This is a genomic window from Acinetobacter lwoffii (assembly GCF_022809915.1).
GTDB lineage: Bacteria > Pseudomonadota > Gammaproteobacteria > Pseudomonadales > Moraxellaceae > Acinetobacter > Acinetobacter lwoffii_M.
In genome coordinates this window covers 33,669-54,964 of sequence record NZ_JALGQY010000006.1, presented here as the reverse complement: position 1 = coordinate 54,964, position 21,296 = coordinate 33,669, and the positions used below count along the sequence as shown (strand labels likewise).

Here is a 21,296-nt window from a genome sequence, read left to right as displayed (position 1 = left end):
TGTGATTTGTGATCTAGAGGATGACTTTTGTATCCTGATCACATAGGATGAAGTGATAGTAGGGGCATAACTGCTGTTATGCCTTTTCTATATGTCCCGATTAATAAGAGGAAAATCCCAAGTGTTTGGAAAAACGCAACGCGGTGTATCTGAAAGACCGAATAAGCCTAAAAAGCCACTTATTCCAACCTGGCTCGGCACACTCGTGATCATTTTAATCGTGTTAAGTTTTTTGATGGCACTGATGCTCTGGAAGCCATGGGAACCGGTTAAACCGAAAACTCAAACAAGTGCTGAATCTGTCCAAGAAGAAGATACCAATAAAGATTACCGTTTTTATGATCTCTTGCCACAGCAACAAGTGACGCCAATTCCTGAACAGGCCGTCCCTGAAAACAAAAATCAGGATACGGTAGTGATTGTAGAAGCACCTCGACCTAAAGTGGCTACACCTGAGGCGACGACAACTGAGCCTGGCTTAGAAGCCAGCGAAGCGCCTGTTGCCGCTCCGGCCAGTTATATTCTGCAAGTTCGCAGCTTTGATGATCCAGATCAAGCCGATGCCCGCCGTGCCGAAATTATTCTCAATGGTTTATCTGCCGATGTGGTACGCAGTGTAGAAAATGGCAAAGTCTGGTATCGCGTGGTTTCAGGCCCATATGATTCTGCCGAAGCCGCGATTATCGCGCAGCAAACCTTGCAGAATAGCGGGATTGATTCCATCGTCGTGAAAAGATAAATTTCTAGAAATAAAAAAAGCGCCTGATGGCGCTTTTTTATTTGGGGAGTTCCCTCACCTTCTAGGAGATGAGAAGCACTGCTTCGCAAGGAAGATGTTATTTTAAAGCTCCTCCACCTAGCCTCCTCCCAAAGGGAGGAGGAATAGTATTACAGCGTATGCCCCAGCGCTTCACCCATATTCACCAAAGAATTGGCCTTGAATACGGCATCCCACTGCATTTTATTTTCTTCGAATAAAATCACTGCTGTTGAACCGAGGTAGAAACGACCCAGTTCTGCCCCTTTTTCCAGGAACAGATCATGCTGATTAAGTTCGATCCGGCCTGAAGGCTTCACTTTGCCGGTTGCCACGGTTTCAATACCCGCCACAATCATCGCACCGACCAATACCACCGCCATACGGCCGATTTCAGTATCAAACAGACAGACCATACGTTCATTGCGTGCAAACAAGCCCGGAATGTTTTCTACGGTCACCTGATTGACCGAGAACAACTCACCTGGAACATATAGCGTTTCAGTTAATGTTCCGGCAAATGGCATATGCACCCGATGATAATCACGTGGCGACAAATATACGGTCACGAATTCACCATTTTTGAATGGCTCGGCCAGTTGCGGATCAGCAATCAGGGCTTCAACGGTAAATTTCTGACCTTTGGCCTGAAACACATCGCCATTTTCAATTTTACCCAGCTGGGAAATCGCACCATCTGCAGGCGAAACAATGCTGCTGGCATCTGGATCAATCGCACGGATACCTTCTTTTAGGGCGCGGGTAAAAAATTCATTAAATGACTTGAATTTAAGGGCATTGGCCTGTTCAGCAATCGACATATCAATACCATACTGCGCCTTAAAGGCAGTAATTGCAGCAGTTTTGATAATCGGGTTTTCGCTGGCGGCAATTTTACCCACCACCCGAGACAAGCGATGTTGCGGTACTAACCGTTGAGCTTTAATAAAAAACTGTTGTTTTAAACGTGACGTGATGCTCAAGATGGCAGCTCCCCTGTAGCGATTGGACTATCGAGGCGGTTGCCCCATTCACTCCACGCACCATCATAGGCTCGAATTTTCCAACCCAGTAAACGACCCAGAATATAGGCCAAACCTGAGCGGTGATGGGACTGGCAGTACACCACAACGGGTTGATTCAAATCAAAGCCCAGTTGTTCCAGACGCTGCTGAGTACGTGGTAAAGGCTGTAATTTTAAATGATTTTCACGATTAAGGGCAGTACTCCATTCAAAATGACGTGCTCCCGGAATGTGACCGCCGCGTCGAGCCGCTAGACGCAGGCCAGTATATTCATCTTGCGTGCGGCAATCCCAAATTTGAACCTTTTTATTTTCAACCTGTTGGCGCAGTTCATCATAGCCAATCTGAAAATTCGCCTGATGCTCGAGATTAACCTGCAATATGTCCTTCACTGGTGCAAACTGTTCCTGACTGGAAGAAGTCGGTAAGCCAGCACCGAGCCAGGCATGAATCCCGCCATTCAATAAGCTGGTATTTTCAAAGCCCAGACAATGCAGGTTCCAGAGCAAACGCCCTGCCCATGCCCCGCCCTCATCATCATAAGCCACCACATGATGTTCAGGAGAAATATTCAGATAATCAATGAGAGCCTGCAAGCCTTCTGTATCCGGTAACAGTCCCATCGCCGTTTCTTCCTGACGCACCAGAAGTTTAGGCTTTAAATGCAAGGCATGCGGAATATGCAGCTGCTCATACACAGAGGCACGGCTCAGGTCGACAATACGAAGTTTTTCATGGCCCAAATAGGGAACTAAATCTTCTGCCTCAATCAGCAGGCCAAAATTAAAAGCTGCAGCGGTCATCGTTATCATGGCTATTATTGGTCAAATCCTGTTGATCTTAGCACAGCTGGTTTTTACACTGATGCGCTTTCTTTGCAGATGATTAGCAAGATTTTAGCTAAACCCTGGTCTTAAATAATCTTGCATAAAAAAAACCGCCTCTATCTAGAAACGGTTCTTAAAAATTATGAATTGTTCAAACTGACTTAAGCAGGTTCATTGATCTCAAAAACCTGACGTAAATAGGCCAAGAAAGTATCATTATCAGTCATGGTTTTACCCGGACTGTCCGAGATTTTGGCCACTGACTGACGGTTACATTCCACCAGTTTCAACACAATATTGAGTGGGGTTTGCCCCATATCATTGGTCAGGTTGGTGCCAATGCCGAAACTGACCTGAAAACGGTCTTTAAAATACTGGTGCAGTTTCCAGGCTTTTTCCAGATTCAGGCCATCACTAAAAGTCAGCATTTTGGTTTTGCTGTCTATTTTCAGCTTTTTATAATGTGCATAGGCCTTGTCACCCCATTCATAAGGGTCGCCACTATCATGACGCAAGCCATCAAACAGTTTGGCAAAGTACAGGTCAAAGTCACGCAAGAATGCATCCATACCGACCACATCGGTCAAGGCAATGCCCAAGTCACCACGATATTCCTGCACCCAGCTTTCCAGTGCAGATTTCTGGAAATTACGCAGACGTACGTCCAGCGCCTGAAAAGCTTGCAGGAATTCATGCGCCATGGTACCAATCGGGGTAATGCCCAACTCTTTGGCTAACAGTACATTACTGGTACCACGAAACACATGCGGTGCGGCTTTGTGAAATTCTTCGACGACATGCTTTTGCCAATCGAAACTGTAACGGCGACGCGTACCAAAATCTGACACCAAGAATGGGGGATCATTGGGGTTTTGCGCAGCATCATACTGTTTTAACAGCTCGATTTTGGCTTTTAAACGGCGCTCGCCTTCTGCCAACACTTCAGGCGTGCGAATGCGGCTGAAATACAGTTCATTGACAATCGCCAGTACGAAGATCTCGAACATCATCGCCTGAACCATCGGGCCTTCCACCACAATATCCAGACGGCCTTGACTGTCGATACTGGCCTTGATAAAACGGCGCTTGAGCTGGAACAGTTCCAGATAATCCACAAAATCGCTTTTGATAAAACGTAAACTTCTTAAATATTGCAGTTCATCTTCTTTGAATTTGAGCTGACACAGCAGGTCCAGTTGATGATTGAGATCATCCAGAATATCCGTCAGTGGATAGACTGTATCTTCCAGATTACGACAACGGAAATGGTAGACACTATGCGTTTGCGGAAACTTGTGTAAGACCACTTGTAACATGGTGAATTTGTACAAGTCAGTATCTAACAGAGAATGGATAATTGGAGCCATAACTAAGGGAATATCGCTGTGCTTATCTCTGCATTAAAGCATAAAAAGTCGTGCAATAATGCAGGATTTACGTACAGCTGGCTGTATTTGCGACAAAAGTATCAGAAGCATAACCCGCTTTATTTCTGTGATTTGACCTGAGCTTTTTCCTGTTCCTGAATCAATTTCTGCAACTGTTTTTCCTGACCAATCACCTTGGCAAATTCGGCTGTGGTCTTTTGTCCGGTTTTTTGCACCTGGGCATCACAATCCACCTGACGCAACTGCTTGGCAATCGCAAATTCCATCTTGAATAAAGCCCCCATCAAGGACGTATTGCCTCGATTGTCTCGAGCGCAGCGGTCTGCCCCATGCTTAAGCAAACTACTGACAATATCCTGATGGCCATAATAAGTCGCCATCATCAGTGGTGTATAACCGTCTTTATTGCGGACATCGACCGGAAAGCCATGTTTCAAAAATTCATGAATGACTTCGCTATTGCCAATTTTGGCAGCAGCAAAGAATAGGTCGACCAATTCCTGTTGTGAGTTCATCTGAACATTGTCCACGCTTTTAGCGGGGGAGATATCCTTCGCGACAGTCACGTTTGCGAATGCGGAACCTATCGTGAGAATACTGGCTAAAAACACAGATGACATAACTTTCATGATGAACTCCAGCAGAAATCGAAGGGGAATTTAAGTCTTGAAAGACTGAATTGTCCTGAGTTGAGATGAAAAACGGAGTGCCTGTAAAACTCCCCCTAGGGTGCAGGAAAGGTTTGGAGTATTACAGGACTTTTTGGAGGTGATGCGCTATGCCCTAGTCACCAGTTCCTCAAGACCAATCGGGATTAGTGTTTTAATTTTGCAGCTTTGGCTTTAACAGTCGCCAGGTTACCGTTCACTGCCTTGGTCATGCGGGTACCGTAGTCAGCATCTGCCTTGTAGAAGTAAGACAACATGATGTGCTTGGTTTCTGAATCTTTCACTGCACCTAAGTCAGCAGCAAGGTTCATGATCAGGTCATCTTTCTCTTTAGCCGTGTATGAACGGTACAGCTCACCTGCCTGCTTGAAGTTCTGCTCTTTCACACCAATTTGCTGTACATGACCAGATAATGGTGTTTGTACCGCACGTGCTTTTTCAGTGGCAGCTTTTGGCTCTTTACGGCTTGGCTCATAGTTCACATCCGAGTCACGCTCAGAGATATTCATGTAGCCATCCTGATTATTGTTGTTCACATTTACCACTGGACGGTTCACCGGAATTTGCTGGTGATTCGCGCCTAAACGGTACATTTGGGTATCTGAATAAGAGAAGATACGGCCTTGTAACAGACGGTCTTCTGATGGCTCGATACCTGGTACCAGGTTACCTGGCGCGAATGCCGACTGTTCAGTCTCGTTGAAGAAGTTCTTCGGCATACGGTTCAGCGTCAAAGTACCTACTTTGGTTTCTGGAACCAGCTCAGTTGGCCAGATTTTGGTTGGATCTAACGGATCAAAATCAAAGCTGTTTAGATCTTTAGGATCAATCACCTGGATATACAGATCCCATTTCGGGAAATTACCTGCATAGATGTTGTTATACAGATCATTGGTCAAGTGGTTGAAATCTTTACCTTGCTGTTCAGCCGCTTCTTTGACGTTCAAGCCCTTCACACCCTGTTTAGAGCGGAAGTTGAATTTCACGTACTTGTATTCGCCTTTGTCGTTATACAGTTTGTAGGCATGTACACCGAAACCGTCCTGTTCGCGGTAGCTGGTTGGGACACCTTGCTTGCCATACACATAAGTCAGCATGTTGGTTGCCCAAGGCTGGCTAGACAGGAAGTCAAATACACGGTTGGCATCTTGTACATTGGTGACCGGGCTTGGTTTCATCGCATGGATGAAATCCGGGAATTTGATCGCATCACGGATAAAGAAGACTGGCGTCTGGTTACCAACCAAGTCCCAGTTACCTTCCTGGGTATAGAACTTCACTGCGAAACCGTGCGGGTCACGTAAAGTCTCTGGTGAACCTTTACCATGAATTACGGTAGACATACGCACAAAAACTGGAGTTTTGGTACCGGCCTTGAATAAAGAAGCAATTGTTAAATCAGACAGATCTTTCGTAGTAACGAATTCACCATAAGCCCCTGTACCACGTGCGTGAACCACACGTTCAGGAATACGCTCACGACCAAAACGTTGTAGTTTTTGAACCAGTTGCACATCTTGCAGCAAAGTTGGACCTTGTGGACCCGCAGTGATCGAGTTCTGGTTATCACCGACTGGTGCGCCATTGTCTTTAGTTAAAGGAGCAGCTTGTGCAGCTGTGACAGTTGCAATCATTGCAACCAGTAATGAACGCTTAAACATTTCTAAATCTCTCAATTTATTACCTTTCCTGCATGGGCTAAGATACGCCAACACAATAAATAGATAAAACAGATTATTTTTATTAATTCAATCGCTTTAATGGATTTAAAAAAATTAATCAATTGATTTTCAGATATTTAAAGTTCATAAAAACAGCATCTCATACTGCTCCAGATTTTATTTTTGCTACAATCACGTACATCTATCGTTATCAGTCCATATGTAAAATGCGTGCCTTATTACAAAGAGTTTTAGAAGCTAAAGTCGTGGTCGAGGGTGAAACCACTGGGGAAATTGAAAAAGGAATTCTGGTTTTTCTAGGTTTAGGTAAAGATGACAATCTGGAAAAAGGCAAAAAGCTGATTGATAAGATATTGAAATATCGGTTCTTTGATGATGAGCAAGGCAAGATGGGCTGGAATGTCAGTCAGGCCGGTGGCGGTTTACTACTGGTGTCCCAATTTACCTTGGTGGCGCAAACCCAGAAAGGCTTACGTCCGGATTTTGGCCCAGCTATGTCACCTGCCGAGGCTAAAGCCCTTTATGAGCAACTGGTGGAGTATGCCCAAAGCCAGTTTGAACATGTACAAACCGGTATTTTTGCCGCCGACATGAAAGTGCATCTGGTCAATGATGGGCCGGTGACATTTAATCTGGAAGTAGAATGATTCAGTAAAAAAGCCCTCGAATTGAGGGCTTTTTCTATTTAATCCTCCCCTAGCCCCTCCTTTAAAAAGGAGGGGGAACTAAGCGGAAGTTTCTTATTTACCAGTTTTTTCTTTAATAAACTGGCGTACCATTTTCACTTTTTCTTTGACCGGTTTTGGCAGTTTAGGCGGAATCATTTTCGCGACCTGGTTAAACCAGACCAGCAGACCAAAATCGCCTTCCATTTTAATCGTGCCACTTTGCATACCAGTCATGAATGCAGTTGGATCACCTTTAAGCAATGTTTTTACACCCTGTTCACTGTCAGCAAACTGCAACACAAAATCGGCTTTTTCAGCATCACCAGAAACGGTATCGATATGACCGTTATCCACAATGATCTGACGAGCCATACCTTCATCCGTACCAATCTGGATACGGAATTGACGTCCATGTACCAGTTCAATGAATTTTGGGCTGGTACGTGCCAACTGCTTCATACGTAAAGCTAAACCTGCGACCAGTAAGTCCAGCGGATCTGTACTCATATCAATAAGAGGAAGTTTTAACACAGGAATGGACGACAGTTTCATGGAGGATGCCTATTCTAATTGTACGAAAATTGACAAATATCCTAGCATAGTTCTGGGCTAGGTGGATTATGCAGTTTGTATCATATTTCCAAATTGAAAAATGCACCCGTGGGTGCATTTTTTTCATTGCAACTTGTAGAATTAACGGCTTGAAAGCTGCTGCTGGTCGTCTTCATACACTGGCGTATGTTCGATGCAACGGCGTTTTGCCAAAGCACGCTCAGCACGACGATCTTCACGCAACAACAGGCCAGTCACCACCATCATGACCGCAGTTAACGCGCTCAGATAACTATACGTCATTGGTAGCTCAAACCAAGTTTGAGTTCCTACACGAATCACCTCGATCAGGCCCCATACCAGCATCCCGGCCGCCATAAAGCTTAACCAGCGACGATAAGGCGAGAAGAACACAGCAAGCACAGCTACAGCGACTAAACTGAAGCCCACAATCGTTGCTAAATTCGCTGTTACCATATAACCCCCTCCATCCAGATAGATAGTTTCCGCTTGATATTGCAACGCTTCTATCTATTGAATTTCGTTAAATCAATAAAGTGGAATCTGTTGATTTGTATCTCTATGCCTGCATTATGCTGAGTTTTTTGCATAAAAAAAGTCCTGTCATCCAGCCTAACGACATACTTTGTCGCGATATTATATTGTCATTACATTTTTTGCTTTTCACATTTTTGTGGATCAATGACTGCGCCAATGTTGGCGTGTCATTACAAAATTATCAGTAGTTTTTTTAAGTGAAAAAATTATTTTTCCGTTTAAGATGATCGATGTTTTTGTAGCCATATTTCAGATATTCCTTATATCACTCACATCATAAGCAATAAAAAACGCGACCCAAAGGTCGCATTTAAAATCAATCAAAGCCTGTACTTATGCACGGTTCAGGTCTTTATCATGTACGCCGAGCAGATACAGCACCCCATCCAGACCGACGCTAGAAATCGCCTGATTGGCATTTTGGCGTACCAATGGTTTGGCACGGAAAGCCACACCGAGTCCTGCAATGGATAACATTGGCAAGTCATTGGCGCCATCACCGACTGCGATGGTTTGTTCCAGGGAAATCCCCATTTCTTGGGCGATTTCACCGAGCAAGAAGGCTTTGCGTGCGCCATCGACGATATGGCCTTTGACTTCACCGGTAACGACCCCATCCTGCACATCGAGCGCGTTGGCATGCACTTCATCAATATCCAGTTTAGTTTGCAGATATTCCGCAAAATACTGAAAACCACCTGAAAGGATTGCGGTACGGTAACCCAATGCTTTTAAAGTCGAAATCAGGCGTTCAGCCCCTTCGGTAATGGTCAGGCGCTCGGCAATTTTCGGAAGTACCGATGCATCCATGCCTTTTAATAAAGCGACACGGGCACGGAAGCTTTGCTGGAAATCCAGCTCGCCTTGCATGGCACGTTCGGTAATTTCTGCGACCTGTTCACCGACGCCGGCTTCAATTGCCAGTTCGTCAATAACTTCCTGCTCGATCAAGGTCGAGTCCATATCAAAGCAAACCAGACGGCGGTTACGGCGATAGGCATTATCTTCCTGTACCGCGACATCGACATTAAGTTCAGTGGATAAACGCAAACAGGCCTCACGCATGGCAGCTGCATCTAGCATTTGTCCACTTAAACCGAACTGGACACAGGCACGTTTTGGCCCGCTGCTCTGGCCATCTAAAGCGGGGCGACCAGACAGACGGGTCACGGTTTCAATATTAAAGCCCTGACCCGAGACAATCTGGGTCACGGCTTGCAGATGAGAGGCATTTAATTCAGGGGCCAATGCCGTTACGATATAACGTGTGCGTCCACCCTCTTTGACCCACTGATCATATTCAGTCGCAGAGATCGGTTTAAAGCGCACAGTTAACCCGATATCATGTGCTAGAATCAGGATCTCCTTCATGGCTAATGCTGTCGCTGTCTGGTCTTCAGAGGCTACAACAATACCTAAGGTTAACTGATTATGAATAACCGCTTGCCCTACATCTAAAATCTGTAGGGAATGGGCGGACAAAACCTGCATTAATCGTGTAAATTGATTAGGCTGGTCAGGTCCTAAGAATGATATAAGAATGATTTCTCGCATGAATTGACTCGGGTCTGAGCTACAACTATTGTTAGAATCATAATCGAAATTGAACAGAATTGCCTTGGAAGTTTACGTTGAATGCGCCTAGACAAGGGCTATTTGCTAGCCTATTGATTGTAAGTTTTGCTCTGCATACCTTTTTACTGGTATTGGCAACCACTCACCAACTGAATGAAAACCGTGCCAATCAGGGACAGCTGATCACCAGTCAACTGGTGACAGACAGCCTGTCTGAGCTTGAACCACCCAACCGCGTTTCTCTGGCGTTGCTGGCAAATCGTTATGCCACCAATCCAAGTGTCGCTTCCATCCGGATTCTAGATGCGAAAGCTCAGGTTTTAGCCACTGGCGGACTGACCAAAACCCGCGAGGGTGAAGTTTTTGTCCGTGATGCGCTGCAAAATGAGAAAAAAGTCGGTGTGATTGAAATCACTCTGATTGAACCAAGTATTGGTGAAATTCTGCGGACACAATGGCTGGCGATTCTGTTCTCTTTCATCATTCATGGTCTGCTCTGGGTCGCTTATCGTGCTGTGGCACGTCCAAGCCGCACCGAATATCTGGCGCGCATCAATAACGAATCGCGGCTGAAATTCGAGATTCAGACCCTGACCCAGGCATTGGAACAGGAAAAGCATAATGCGGCACTGGCGATTGCCCAAGCCCAACAGGCAGTGAAAAACAAAGCCAAAGAAAAAGAACATAAGCCGGCGGTACTGGAGAGCGATAGCCTGAGCTTAAACATCCAGTTCTACGATCCAAAACAGTTACTGGATAGCGTGAATAAAACCGTTTCGGTGCCTTATTTCAATCTTTGCCAGATTTTTCTGAATAAAGCCACCGAACTCTGTGTGCAACGCTATAAGTTAAATAGTTCTGATATTTGTACCGTACATAAATTTGATGAAAAAGGTGCCACCATCAGTATCGCGGCAGACAAACCGAATGCCCTGGCCTGCCTGACCATGATCAGTGCTGTGTTCCAGCTGCTTTCGGAAGTCCTGTATAAACGCTATCGTGAAGAAAAACGTTTTGTGCTACAAACCCGCAGCGCGATTGCTTCTAAAGTCGAGGAGATGCAGCTCAGCTCGGTACAGGCCGCTGAGCGCCTGACTCAGCATCTGGTCGCGAAAGAAAGTGCCTTACATGTACCGAACACCTTGCTGAAAGATGTGAGTGATCACTTCCAGCTGGTCAGCATGCCGAATCCAACCAATGTCCTGACCCGTCACGCTTTTGTGGTGAATGGGATGGATGCTGAAAGCGCCGAGCTGGCACAGACTTTTAGAACTGAAATTCTAAAATCCAAACAGTCCAAAGCCTCATAAATATCCTTGAATGTTTTAATTAAAAAAGCCGGATCCAACATCCGGCTTTTTTATGGGTACAAAACAAATACGCCAGTGTGTCTTGGCCTATCTCTTAAATTTTTAACTGTTTTTGTTCCAGCAGATATTGCTGGGCATTATAAGGCTGGGCCGGATACTGACAAGGGACTTTATGCCACTGACCATCGGCATCTAACTCCCATGCATTTTGACAATCTTTTAAATAACTGATCAGGCCATCTTTATAAATCCGTTTTTTCAGCTCTGGATCCAGCACCGGGAAACAGGTTTCAACCCTGGAAAACAGGTTGCGCCCCATCCAGTCGGCACTGGCACAATACAGTTTCTTGGCGCCGCCATGCTCAAAATAATAGACCCGGGTATGTTCCAGGAAACGTCCTACGATTGAACGTACCCGAATATTTTCCGACATACCGGTAACTTGTGGAATCAGACAGCAGATTGAACGCACAATAAGGTCAATTTTTACCCCGGCCTGCGAAGCCTGATACAGGGCAGCAATTAATTGCGGTTCGGTAAGCGCATTCACCTTGATGATGATCTGCGCGGCTTTGCCAGCCAGGGCAAATTTCTTTTCCTGTTCAATCAGTTTCAGCAGTTCGCTATGCAGGGTAAACGGCGCATGCAACAAGGCTTTCAGTTTGGCCATTTTCCCCATGCCGGTCAGTTCCTGGAACATGCGGTGCACATCTTCACAGATATCCGGCTGTGTGGTCATCAGGCCATAATCGGTGTACATGCGAGCATTACCGGCATGATAGTTTCCAGTGCCCAAATGTGCATAACGCAGTAATTCCTGGTTTTCACGCCGGACAATCAGAATCATTTTGGCATGGGTTTTATAACCGACGATGCCATAGACTACCACCGCTCCGGCTTCTTGCAGGATATTGGCCACCATAATATTGGATTCTTCATCGAAACGCGCCCGCAGTTCAATCACGGCCGTGACTTCTTTGCCATTGCGTGCGGCTTCTGCCAGCATCTGAACAATTTCCGAATCCGGACCACTGCGGTACAGCGTCTGCTTGATCGCCAGCACCGCCGGATCCTTGGCCGCTTCTCGCAGCAAAGTAATCACCGGCTGGAATGAATCAAAAGGATGATGCAGCAGCACATCCTGCGCCTTCAAAATTTCAAAAATACTTTTCTGTTTGCGGAAAATTTTCGGAATGACCGGACTAAAATGCGGATACTTTAATTCCGGACGCTCAAAGCTGGTACTCAGGCGGGACAAATTGATCGGTCCATCAATCCGGTACAGTTCCTGTTCCGTCAGATCAAATTCATCTAGCAAATAGTCGATGATGTTCTGTGGAGAGTCATTTTCAATTTCCAGACGTACTGCACGACCAAAGCGGCGCGATGACAATTCGTCTTTTAAGGCCACTGCCAGATCGTCAACATCTTCCGACAATACCAGATCGGCATTGCGGGTAACCCGAAAGGCATAACATCCGGTCGCTTTCATGCCGGGAAACAAATCACTGATATGCTGCTGGATGATCGCAGTCAGAAATATCTGGGTGGTATTGTTTCCGGTGACGTCTTCCGGAATTTTAATCAGGCATGGCAAGGAACGTGGTGCTGGCACAATCGCCATCTCGATTTCACGGCCAAAGGCATCTTTACCTTCCAAGCTGATAATAAAGTTCAGACTTTTATTGACCAAACGTGGAAAAGGATGTGAAGGATCCAGACTGATCGGGGTCAGTACCGGTTGCACTTCTTTGGCAAAAAAGGCTGCAATCCAGGCCTTGTGTTTTTCCAGAAGATCCTGGTATTGAAGAAACTGAATCCCCTGTGCCTGAAGTTCAGGCAAAATCGCATGCTTCAGCACCTCATACTGTTTGTTCACTGTGGCATGAATGGACTGGGACAGTTCTTGTAGAATCAGCTCGGTGGGTACAGCATCAGGCGTCCGGGTAGTCGCATTCAAGTCTTGCTGTTTCATCAGCCCGGCAATCCTGATTTCAAAAAACTCATCCAGGTTACGGGAAAAAATAATCAGGAAGTTTAAGCGCTCTAAAATCGGTAAATTCGGATCGAGTGCTTGTGCCAAGACACGACGCTGAAATTTAAATAAGGAAAGTTCCCGATTAAAATAGGTCGCTGACGAATGCTGAAATTGTTCCATGCCCTCTCAATGCTGCTGATTACAGTCTGTTGTTTCACATCATTGAGGGGCGATCTTAGGCAGACTTCATGACACTTATGTTACAAAGCTCGATAAATCCATATAAATTAATATTCTAACTTTTTCACACTATAAAAAAATCATACTCTGGTTCGTTGTGTGCTGTCATCAAACTGCAATTAGGTGTCTGTTTTTTCAGTTTGTCTGGCCGCCCAATAAGTGGCTAAAGCTGGCCCTGAAATATTATGCCATAGACTGAAAATGGCGCTTGGTAAAGCCGTCATTGGAGATGCAGCAAAATGGGTTGCCGCCAAAGCCACACCCAGACCAGAATTCTGCATCCCGACTTCAATGGATACTGCACGACAGTCTATTTCTGCCAAGTGAAATATACGACTGGCCCAATAACCCAGTAAATAGCCCATACCATTGTGTAAGGCCACGATTCCTAAAATCATTAAACCGGACTCCAGAATCTGAGTTTTGCTGCCGGCAATAATCGCCGCGACAATTGCCACAATCGCAATTACAGAAATTAACGGCATTACCTGAATATAGGCCGTGACTTTTTGCTTGAGTAGCGCCCGTACGATTAAGCCCAGAATAATCGGGAATAACACCACCTGTAAGATCGACACCAGCATCGACCAGGCATTGATCTCAATCCACTGACTGGCCAACACATAGAAAATGGCCGGAGTTAAAATGGGCGCCAGTAAAGTCGAAACCGAGGTACAGGCGACCGACAAGGCAGTATTGCCCTTGGCCATATAGGTAATCACATTGGATGCAGTTCCGCCCGGACAGCAACCCACCAAGATTACCCCGATGGCAATCTCTGGTGGCAGCTGGAACAGCTTGCACAGCAAAAAGGCCAAACCCGGCATCACCATAAACTGGGCGACGACGCCAATCGCTACTGCCTTCGGACTTTGCAAGACACTTTTAAAATCTCCGACGGTCATGGTCATGCCCATGCCGAACATGATGATGCCCAACATCCACGGAATATAAGCCCGTAACCAGACAAAAACTTCAGGGATCATCAAGGCAATGCCGGAAAAAAGCAGCACCCATAAAGCAAAGGTTTTTTGGACAAATTGGCTAAACTGGAGCAAGGCTGACATGGGTTTCATCCAGGTGACATTAAGGGAGAAAAAGCAAGATAAAACAGGCACCCGTTGATGCCTGAATTTTTATATTCAAATATAAATAAGATCAAAGGGATATTAAGTTCTATCCCTATCCAGTGTTAAGCTGCTTGAACAATATCTTTCACATAGATACGTTTCACGCCATGCGACAGCATATCCTGCCAGGCATGTTGCAAGGAACCATTCAGGTCAATGCCCTTGGTGGCATCGGCAATCACATAGGTTTTAAAGCCCAGTTTGCAGGCATCGATTGCAGTCCAGGCCACACAAAAGTCCGTAGCAATCCCGACCACAAATACGGTATCAATCCCACGTTCACGCAGATAGCCGGCAAGACCCGTCGGGGTTTTCTGGTCAGCTTCCATAAAGGCCGAGTAACTGTCGATCTGGGAATGAAAACCCTTGCGAATGATGAGTTGTGCTTGCGGTAAATTTAAATCCGGATGCAGTTCGGCATCGCGTGTCCCTTGCACACAATGCTTTGGCCATAAGACCTGAGTGCCATAATCCAGCTGAATGCTGTCATAGGCTACTTTGCCGGGGTGGTTGTCTGCAAAAGAAATATGGTTGTCCGGATGCCAGTCTTGGGTCAGGATAATATGCTTAAAATGCTGCCCCAATAGATTAATATTTGGAATAATCTGGTCAGCATTGGCTACAGCCAGATTGCCTCCCGGGGTAAATCCTCTTTGTACGTCTACGACCAGTAAAGCAACATTATTCTGCATCTGTTTTCATCCATTGAAATCTCGATTTATGCCCAAGCATAGCGCAAAATACCTCAGGATTTTTAGCTCTACGGTTAAAAATGGCATGACTGTGTATTCTCGGCATGTGTATATGAGCAGATCAATAGATTCATTGTTTTTGACAAATATGAGATGAGTTCCGGGCTTGTATCAAGCTAGATCTCTGCAAAAAAAAATAAGTTTTAAGATAAAGTGATGAGTCTTTTTAATAATAAAACAGTGTATTTAATTCTTAAATTCTGAAAATAAAAAAGCCTGCAAGAGCAGGCTTTTTTAAATCGTTGAACCTTACACTTTAGTGCGGTTCACCAGGAACAGCATACATAATGCAGAGATGATGATACATGGGATCGCAGCAGTAATGACCCCCGCAGCACCGAAACCTGCTGTCAATAACTGACCGGCAATGACTGGCCCCAGCATGGCACCGATACGGCCAACTGCAGATGCAACACCAACACCAGTACCACGCACTTCTGTCGGATAAACGATACTACCGAAGGCATACAGTACACCCTGACAGCCAATCACGAAGGCACCGGCCAATGCTGCTGCCATATACATCTGGTTCAGCGAGCTTGCACCATTCAGCGCCAGTAGACCTGCCAGAATACCGCCGTACATCAACAGGATCACATAGGCTTTCTTCCAGCGGTCGGTCAGCATACCCAAAATAATCGTACCAATCGTCGCTGTAACCATGAAGTAGAATTGTGCAGTTGAACCATCTTTACGGGTAAAGCCAAGTTCCATAAACAATGATGGCAACCAGCTCAACATGATGTAAACCACCATCAAGGTAAAGAAGTAGCTCACCCAGATACATAGCGTACGTAACAGGTTGTCCGAATTAAACAGGTCCTTGAATAAACCCTGCGGTGCAACAGCAAGCTCTGCAGCCGTTTTATTCTGTGCTTTCAGGTATTCCTTCGATTCAGGCAAAAATAGCATCATCAGCGGAATGGCAAAAATCGGTAACAGGCCACCGAGATAGAAAACATTTTTCCAGTTGGCGCCAAATTCAGTCGCCGCAATTAAAGATAAAATTGCTGCACCAACTGGCATGCCACAGTACATCAAGCCCACTGCACGACCACGATTTTGTGGAGACACAGCTTCAGAGGCGAGTGTGATCAGAATCGGCATTGCGCCGCCCAGACCTGCTCCAGCCAGGAAACGCACTGCCAGCAAGCTGTTAAAGCTATTGACCCAAACCGTACATAAGGTAAATACAGCAAATATTGCTGTCGACCAGATCAAGACTTTCTTACGGCCAATGCGATCTGCAAATCGACCACCAACCAGTGCACCCGGTAATAAACCCAGAATCCCTGCACTAAAAAACACACCCAACTGGGAACTATCGAGACCAAAATGCTCACGAATACCTGCAGCAGCAATTCCGGCTGCCTGAATATCTAAGCCTTCAATCACCGCAATCAGAAAACAGATCGCGACCGTGACGATAGCATGCTTATTGTCTGATTTTTCCATTGGATTATCCTTGTTCAATCAGCGTTACAAAAGACAGCCATCATCTATGAGCCTGATTGCAGAAATAACTATCAATAAGTTGAACGTTTTGCTTAGATATTCCCAAAGGAGTAGAGGCAGATAAAAATAGGATAAGACCAGATAAAGTCGCAAAAACACTTAATCAGAACACCATAAAGTTCAAGACTTAGACTTTAAGGCTTATACATCAAGTTAAAAAATTAACCGATAAGAAAAAAAATTCTCAATTTATTGATATTTAAAAAAGATTAGTCTTAGTCGTTTTTGGCTTTATTTGTTTTGGTGCGAGAGTGCGATCAAGATGTACGAGGTCTCAATTTATCCAATATAACTATTAATCCAAAATTAAAAGGCATAAAAATGGCAGTTTTCAGCTGATCTTTTTGCACAAGCCTTATCATTATTGGGTTCATTTGGGGTAATCTCCTCCATTGTCTAGACTGGAGACATAACTTTGGTCTCAGGATTTTGCTTTATAAATCATCTTATTTATTACTTGATTGTTTCCAAAAGGCTTTGTATAAAGAATTCAGTAGCTTTTACTAAAGCATATTGTTCTTATGCGTTTGATCAGTCATAATTTGCATAAGCAATATTCAATTCAATGCAAATCTATTGAATTTGCTATAAATCAAAATACAAATCCATCCCAATTTATGTTTTCTCATTCCTTTCGGATGGACAAATAGGATAGTTTTTTAAAATGACTCAGCAAGCACAGACCATTCAAGGTTCCATAGTCGCAATCGTCACCCCTATGTTTGAAGATGGCAGCGTAGATTGGAAGGGTCTCGAGAAGCTGGTTGAATGGCATATTGCAGAGGGCACCAACAGTATTGTTGCTGTTGGAACGACAGGCGAAGCCTCTACTCTCAGCATGAGTGAACACACCCAGGTGATCAAAGAAATCATTCGTGTGGCCAACAAACGTATTCCTATTATTGCTGGTACAGGTGCAAACTCGACCCGTGAAGCGATCGAACTGACTCGCGAAGCCAAAGAGCTAGGGGCAGATGCCGCTTTACTGGTGACGCCGTATTATAATAAACCGACTCAGGAAGGCTTATACCAGCATTATAAAGCCATTGCTGAAGCGGTTGACCTGCCACAGATTCTTTATAATGTTCCAGGCCGTACCGGTGTGGATATGGCCAATGAAACCGTGATTCGTCTGGCGGATATTCCACAAATTATCGGTATTAAAGATGCGACTGGCGATGTACCGCGCGGTGCTGAATTGCTACAAGGCCTTGTAGGCAAAGATATGACTGTTTATTCGGGTGATGATGCGACTGCATATCAACTGATCGGACATGGCGCCAAAGGTAATATCTCGGTCACGGCAAACGTGGCTCCGAAAGCCATGAGCGAAGTGTGTGCCGCTGCCATTGCTGGTGATGCAGCCACAGCTGAACAGCTAAATGCTCAGGTTGCAAATTTACACAATATTTTATTTTGCGAATCGAACCCAATTCCTGTGAAATGGGCACTCCATGACATGGGCTTAATTGGTACAGGTATTCGCCTTCCATTAACACCACTTGCAGAACAATATCGCGCTCCGCTTCATGAAGCACTGGTAGAAGCGGGCGTTATTAAATAAAAGAGCACAAGATTATGCAATTACGTTTAGGACTTAGCCTTACACTTTCAGTATTCAGTTTGGCAGGTTGTAGTTCAATGGCCTTTAATAACGGCACTTTAGACTATAAAGAGACTACTACCCTGGAAGCTTTACAATATCCTGAAGGCGCCATGGTTCGTCCTGCAACGCCATTGTATCCTGCTCCAACAGTTGATCCGCTTGCAATTGAACATGCACCGAAGCTTGAAAACCAGCGTGGCAACCGTTTTGCCTTGCCACGCCCACAAACCCAGACTGAAAACTCAAATACAGCTGATCTAACCGAAACCAATACGGTGGGTCAACCACAGTTGGTCACTGACGGAAATCTTAATCCGCTGCTTAAAATTGAGGGAAATTCTGCTACAATTTGGCAATATACACTTGCCACCCTCAGCAGTCTGAATCATAGCATCGTTGCGCAGAGCAAAAATCGTTATGAAGTCACGATTAAGGTCGACCAGCAAACCTATGTATTAAGATTATCTTCTGTCGGTTCAAGTAATAACCTCGCTGTGTTCAATGCCGATAACAGTTTTGCCGACCGTGAAAAAGCCGCAGAACTGCTCAACCAGATTTACCAAAATTGGCCAGCCTAGACATTTCTAGGCATTTTTTTTGTAAAAGGTTCCCTCATGTTAAAACAAACCTTGCTCTATACTGGTAAAGCGAAATCTGTCTACACCACAGACAGTTCAGACCATCTGATTTTAGTCTTTCGCGATGATGCCTCAGCATTCAATGGCGAAAAAATTGAGCAACTAGATCGTAAAGGCAAGGTGAACAACCGTTTTAACGCCTTCATCATGGAAAAACTGGCAGAAGCGGGAATTGAGACCCACTTTGAAAAGCTACTGACTCCAAATGAAGTGCTGGTGAAAAAACTGGATATGATCCCGGTTGAATGTGTGATTCGTAACTATGCAGCAGGTTCTTTATGCCGCCGCCTGGGTGTGGAAGAAGGCAAGGAACTGACTCCTCCAACATTTGAATTGTTCTTTAAAGATGATGCGCTTGGTGATCCAATGGTCAATGAGTCACAAGCCATTGCTTTAGGTTGGGCGACTGCTGAACAATTGGCGAAAATGAAAGAATTGACTTACCAAGTGAATGACGTGCTTAAAGCATTGTTTGACGCAGGTAACATGATTCTGGTCGATTTTAAACTTGAATTCGGCGTGTTCCACGACCGTATCGTACTGGGTGATGAATTCTCTCCAGACGGTTGCCGTCTATGGGACAAAGACACCAAGAAAAAACTGGATAAAGACCGTTTCCGTCAAGGTTTAGGCGGCGTGGTTGAAGCCTATGAAGAAGTGGCTGGCCGTTTAGGTATCGACCTGGACAACATCTAATCTGTAAATGCGCAGATTCGAAAAAACCGAGCTTTTTAGCTCGGTTTTTTATTTTCGGCTTTTAATCGGAAAAATAAATTTTTATTATTAAAATGATCGTTTTTACATCAAAAACCACATGCATTAATATTATCTCATACCAAGCAAATCAGTGAGTCGATGCACTTCACTCCATATTTGCCGACCAGATTTCTCCTCTACCCTCTAGGATGTTATCTCCCTCAAAAAAACATCCTACTTTCAGCCCAATTCGCCTTGAATTGGGCTTTTTTTTCTTTGTTCAATCGGTTGAGATACCCAGCTTTATTGCTGCTGTTGTTGCTGTTGCCAACGGCGTTGCTGTAAACGCTCCCCTTCAACTTCACGTTTATTACGTGCTGATTCATACAGTTTGGTATCTTTCAGTTCTGGCGGCATATATTCTTGTAGCACAAAATGCTCAGGATAGTTATGCGGATACAGATAATCCACGCCATAGCCCTGCTCTTTCATCAGTTTGGTCGGTGCATTCCTTAAGTGCAAAGGCACTGGCAGATTTGAAGTTTTGTCTGCGAGTTCCATCGCCTTGTTAATCGCCAGATAGGTACTGTTACTTTTGGCACTGGTCGCCAGATAAACCGCACATTGTCCCAAAATAATCCTGCATTCCGGCATGCCTACAGCTTGTACCGAACGGAAACATTCACCGGCCAGCAACAAGGCATTCGGGTTGGAATTACCGATATCTTCAGATGCGGCAATCAGCATACGCCGTGCAATAAACACCGGATCTTCGCCGCCTTTGAGCATGCGAGCCATCCAGTACAAGGCTGCATCCGGATCACTGCCACGAATTGATTTAATAAAGGCCGAGACCAGATCATAGTGCTGTTCACCGGACTTGTCATAACGGGCAATATTCTGCTGTGCGACTTTGACCACCACCGCATTGGTGATGATATTTTCCATATCCGCTTCAAAGGTACTGGCAATCAGATCCAGTAAATTCAGTGCCTTGCGAGCATCTCCTGCTGCGAACTGGATCAGGGCATCAAATTCTTCAATCAGGATATGTCTTTCCTGCAAGAAAGAGTCATTTTGCAAGGCTTGCGTCAGCAGAGTCTGAATCGATTCAGCATTCAATGCATTCAGGCTATATACCTGACAACGTGACAATAAGGCACTATTCACTTCAAAAGACGGGTTTTCCGTGGTAGCACCAATTAAGGTAATTTTCCCTTTCTCGACCGCATTTAATAAAGCATCCTGCTGGGATTTATTAAAGCGATGAATTTCGTCAATAAACACCACTGGCGTCAGCAAATCGCCACCTTCTGCAATGATTTCACGCAGCTCTTTCACGCCGGTATTCAGTGCAGACAGGCTGATAAAAGGTCGGTCTACCGCTTGAGCCAGCAGTAAGGCAATGGTGGTTTTTCCGACTCCGGGAGGTCCCCAGAAAATGATCGAAGGTAGATGCCCCTGATCAATCATCTGGCGTAAGGGCGCCTGCTCACTCAGCAAATGTTCCTGCCCGATAATCTGTGTAAGGTCGCGTGGCCGTAAGCGTTCTGGAAGCGGGATATGACTATCTGACATGTTATTATTGGCTCAAACTAAATTCTGATCTCATTCTAACACCAGCAGTTTTGATTCCAAGAATGCAAACATCAAGCATAAAAAATTAATTTATGGAGATATCCTCTATTTTTTTAATTCTGAATGAATTAATCTCTATAAAAGCGAATAATT

The 21,296-nt window shown here is 45.0% G+C and carries 19 protein-coding genes; 6 read left to right on the top strand and 13 right to left on the bottom strand.

Annotated features, from left to right (window positions below; genetic code table 11):
* Positions 1-121 precede the first annotated feature (121 nt).
* Positions 122-739 (top strand): SPOR domain-containing protein, encoded by a 618-nt coding sequence (locus tag MTX11_RS04610; RefSeq protein WP_243474480.1) that lies wholly within the window; start codon positions 122-124, stop codon positions 737-739.
* Positions 740-888: 149 nt separating this feature from the next.
* Here MTX11_RS04610 and asd read toward each other — a convergent pair whose 3' ends face one another.
* From asd to MTX11_RS04585, 5 genes are all read right to left on the bottom strand, one after another.
* Positions 889-1,740: an archaetidylserine decarboxylase gene (gene asd, locus MTX11_RS04605; protein ID WP_243474479.1), complete on the bottom strand. Its 852-nt coding sequence runs from the start codon at positions 1,738-1,740 to the stop codon at positions 889-891.
* Positions 1,737-2,585, bottom strand: coding sequence for a sulfurtransferase (locus MTX11_RS04600; protein ID WP_243474478.1), 849 nt, complete (start codon positions 2,583-2,585; stop codon positions 1,737-1,739). The genes asd and MTX11_RS04600 overlap by 4 nt, the downstream gene beginning before the upstream one ends.
* Positions 2,586-2,770: 185 nt before the next feature.
* Positions 2,771-3,976, bottom strand: coding sequence for a nicotinate phosphoribosyltransferase (gene pncB / locus MTX11_RS04595; RefSeq protein ID WP_004281262.1), 1,206 nt, complete (start codon positions 3,974-3,976; stop codon positions 2,771-2,773).
* Between the two features lie 119 nt (positions 3,977-4,095).
* On the bottom strand, positions 4,096-4,626 hold the full coding sequence (locus tag MTX11_RS04590; RefSeq protein ID WP_243474477.1) for an ankyrin repeat domain-containing protein: 531 nt from the start codon (positions 4,624-4,626) through the stop codon (positions 4,096-4,098).
* Positions 4,627-4,811: 185 nt separating this feature from the next.
* Positions 4,812-6,326 carry a catalase gene (locus MTX11_RS04585; protein WP_243474520.1) on the bottom strand — a complete coding sequence of 505 codons (1,515 nt, stop codon included), beginning with the start codon at positions 6,324-6,326 and terminating at the stop codon, positions 4,812-4,814.
* A 227-nt stretch (positions 6,327-6,553) separates the two neighbouring features.
* Between MTX11_RS04585 and dtd the strand changes: the two genes are divergently transcribed.
* Positions 6,554-6,994, top strand: coding sequence for a D-aminoacyl-tRNA deacylase (dtd, locus tag MTX11_RS04580; RefSeq protein WP_243474476.1), 441 nt, complete (start codon positions 6,554-6,556; stop codon positions 6,992-6,994).
* Between the two features lie 93 nt (positions 6,995-7,087).
* Here dtd and MTX11_RS04575 read toward each other — a convergent pair whose 3' ends face one another.
* From MTX11_RS04575 to serB, 3 genes are all read right to left on the bottom strand, one after another.
* The gene (locus MTX11_RS04575) at positions 7,088-7,567 is read right to left on the bottom strand and encodes an SCP-2 sterol transfer family protein (RefSeq protein ID WP_243474475.1); all 480 of its coding nucleotides are present in this window, start codon (positions 7,565-7,567) and stop codon (positions 7,088-7,090) included.
* A gap of 141 nt (positions 7,568-7,708) precedes the next feature.
* On the bottom strand, positions 7,709-8,044 hold the full coding sequence (aciT, locus tag MTX11_RS04570) for a ciprofloxacin tolerance protein AciT (protein WP_004647188.1): 336 nt from the start codon (positions 8,042-8,044) through the stop codon (positions 7,709-7,711).
* Between the two features lie 414 nt (positions 8,045-8,458).
* Complete coding sequence (gene serB / locus MTX11_RS04565) at positions 8,459-9,679, bottom strand: phosphoserine phosphatase SerB (protein WP_005108185.1); 1,221 nt, start codon at positions 9,677-9,679, stop codon at positions 8,459-8,461.
* Positions 9,680-9,756: 77 nt separating this feature from the next.
* Here serB and MTX11_RS04560 point away from each other — a divergent pair, with 77 nt between their 5' ends.
* A complete protein-coding gene (locus MTX11_RS04560; protein WP_004729076.1) occupies positions 9,757-11,010 on the top strand; it encodes a hypothetical protein in 1,254 nt (417 codons plus the stop codon).
* Between the two features lie 94 nt (positions 11,011-11,104).
* Here MTX11_RS04560 and ppk1 read toward each other — a convergent pair whose 3' ends face one another.
* The 4 genes from ppk1 to mhpT all read right to left on the bottom strand — a co-directional run bounded on the left by ppk1 (position 11,105) and on the right by mhpT (position 16,565).
* Entirely contained in the window at positions 11,105-13,168 is a 2,064-nt protein-coding gene (ppk1, locus tag MTX11_RS04555; protein ID WP_243474474.1) for a polyphosphate kinase 1, read from the bottom strand.
* Positions 13,169-13,347: 179 nt separating this feature from the next.
* The gene (locus MTX11_RS04550; protein ID WP_184413457.1) at positions 13,348-14,295 is read right to left on the bottom strand and encodes a bile acid:sodium symporter family protein; all 948 of its coding nucleotides are present in this window, start codon (positions 14,293-14,295) and stop codon (positions 13,348-13,350) included.
* 125 nt (positions 14,296-14,420) lie between these two features.
* Positions 14,421-15,050 (bottom strand): bifunctional nicotinamidase/pyrazinamidase, encoded by a 630-nt coding sequence (pncA, locus tag MTX11_RS04545; RefSeq protein WP_005105311.1) that lies wholly within the window; start codon positions 15,048-15,050, stop codon positions 14,421-14,423.
* Between the two features lie 309 nt (positions 15,051-15,359).
* Positions 15,360-16,565 (bottom strand): 3-(3-hydroxy-phenyl)propionate transporter MhpT, encoded by a 1,206-nt coding sequence (gene mhpT / locus MTX11_RS04540; RefSeq protein WP_243474473.1) that lies wholly within the window; start codon positions 16,563-16,565, stop codon positions 15,360-15,362.
* 724 nt (positions 16,566-17,289) lie between these two features.
* Here mhpT and dapA point away from each other — a divergent pair.
* Genes dapA through purC form a run of 3 tightly spaced genes read left to right on the top strand, consistent with a single transcriptional unit; the run spans position 17,290 to position 19,565 of the window.
* Entirely contained in the window at positions 17,290-18,189 is a 900-nt protein-coding gene (gene dapA / locus MTX11_RS04535; protein WP_004281249.1) for a 4-hydroxy-tetrahydrodipicolinate synthase, read from the top strand.
* Positions 18,190-18,203: 14 nt separating this feature from the next.
* The gene (locus tag MTX11_RS04530; protein WP_114540910.1) at positions 18,204-18,809 is read left to right on the top strand and encodes a lipoprotein-34 precursor (NlpB); all 606 of its coding nucleotides are present in this window, start codon (positions 18,204-18,206) and stop codon (positions 18,807-18,809) included.
* A gap of 36 nt (positions 18,810-18,845) precedes the next feature.
* Positions 18,846-19,565 carry a phosphoribosylaminoimidazolesuccinocarboxamide synthase gene (gene purC, locus MTX11_RS04525; protein ID WP_005245619.1) on the top strand — a complete coding sequence of 240 codons (720 nt, stop codon included), beginning with the start codon at positions 18,846-18,848 and terminating at the stop codon, positions 19,563-19,565.
* Between the two features lie 303 nt (positions 19,566-19,868).
* Here purC and MTX11_RS04520 read toward each other — a convergent pair whose 3' ends face one another.
* Complete coding sequence (locus MTX11_RS04520) at positions 19,869-21,143, bottom strand: replication-associated recombination protein A (RefSeq protein ID WP_243474472.1); 1,275 nt, start codon at positions 21,141-21,143, stop codon at positions 19,869-19,871.
* Positions 21,144-21,296 lie beyond the last annotated feature (153 nt).

Coding starts and splice junctions, on each gene's coding strand:
- dtd (WP_243474476.1), top strand. CDS start 6,554: ATGCGTGCCTTATTACAAAGAGTTTTAGAAGCTAAAGTCGTGGTCGAG.
- mhpT (WP_243474473.1), bottom strand. CDS start 16,565: ATGGAAAAATCAGACAATAAGCATGCTATCGTCACGGTCGCGATCTGT.
- aciT (WP_004647188.1), bottom strand. CDS start 8,044: ATGGTAACAGCGAATTTAGCAACGATTGTGGGCTTCAGTTTAGTCGCT.
- purC (WP_005245619.1), top strand. CDS start 18,846: ATGTTAAAACAAACCTTGCTCTATACTGGTAAAGCGAAATCTGTCTAC.
- MTX11_RS04585 (WP_243474520.1), bottom strand. CDS start 6,326: ATGTTTAAGCGTTCATTACTGGTTGCAATGATTGCAACTGTCACAGCT.
- MTX11_RS04530 (WP_114540910.1), top strand. CDS start 18,204: ATGCAATTACGTTTAGGACTTAGCCTTACACTTTCAGTATTCAGTTTG.
- MTX11_RS04575 (WP_243474475.1), bottom strand. CDS start 7,567: ATGAAACTGTCGTCCATTCCTGTGTTAAAACTTCCTCTTATTGATATG.
- MTX11_RS04600 (WP_243474478.1), bottom strand. CDS start 2,585: ATGACCGCTGCAGCTTTTAATTTTGGCCTGCTGATTGAGGCAGAAGAT.
- ppk1 (WP_243474474.1), bottom strand. CDS start 13,168: ATGGAACAATTTCAGCATTCGTCAGCGACCTATTTTAATCGGGAACTT.
- MTX11_RS04550 (WP_184413457.1), bottom strand. CDS start 14,295: ATGTCAGCCTTGCTCCAGTTTAGCCAATTTGTCCAAAAAACCTTTGCT.
- MTX11_RS04590 (WP_243474477.1), bottom strand. CDS start 4,626: ATGAAAGTTATGTCATCTGTGTTTTTAGCCAGTATTCTCACGATAGGT.
- MTX11_RS04520 (WP_243474472.1), bottom strand. CDS start 21,143: ATGTCAGATAGTCATATCCCGCTTCCAGAACGCTTACGGCCACGCGAC.
- pncB (WP_004281262.1), bottom strand. CDS start 3,976: ATGGCTCCAATTATCCATTCTCTGTTAGATACTGACTTGTACAAATTC.
- dapA (WP_004281249.1), top strand. CDS start 17,290: ATGACTCAGCAAGCACAGACCATTCAAGGTTCCATAGTCGCAATCGTC.
- pncA (WP_005105311.1), bottom strand. CDS start 15,050: ATGCAGAATAATGTTGCTTTACTGGTCGTAGACGTACAAAGAGGATTT.
- serB (WP_005108185.1), bottom strand. CDS start 9,679: ATGCGAGAAATCATTCTTATATCATTCTTAGGACCTGACCAGCCTAAT.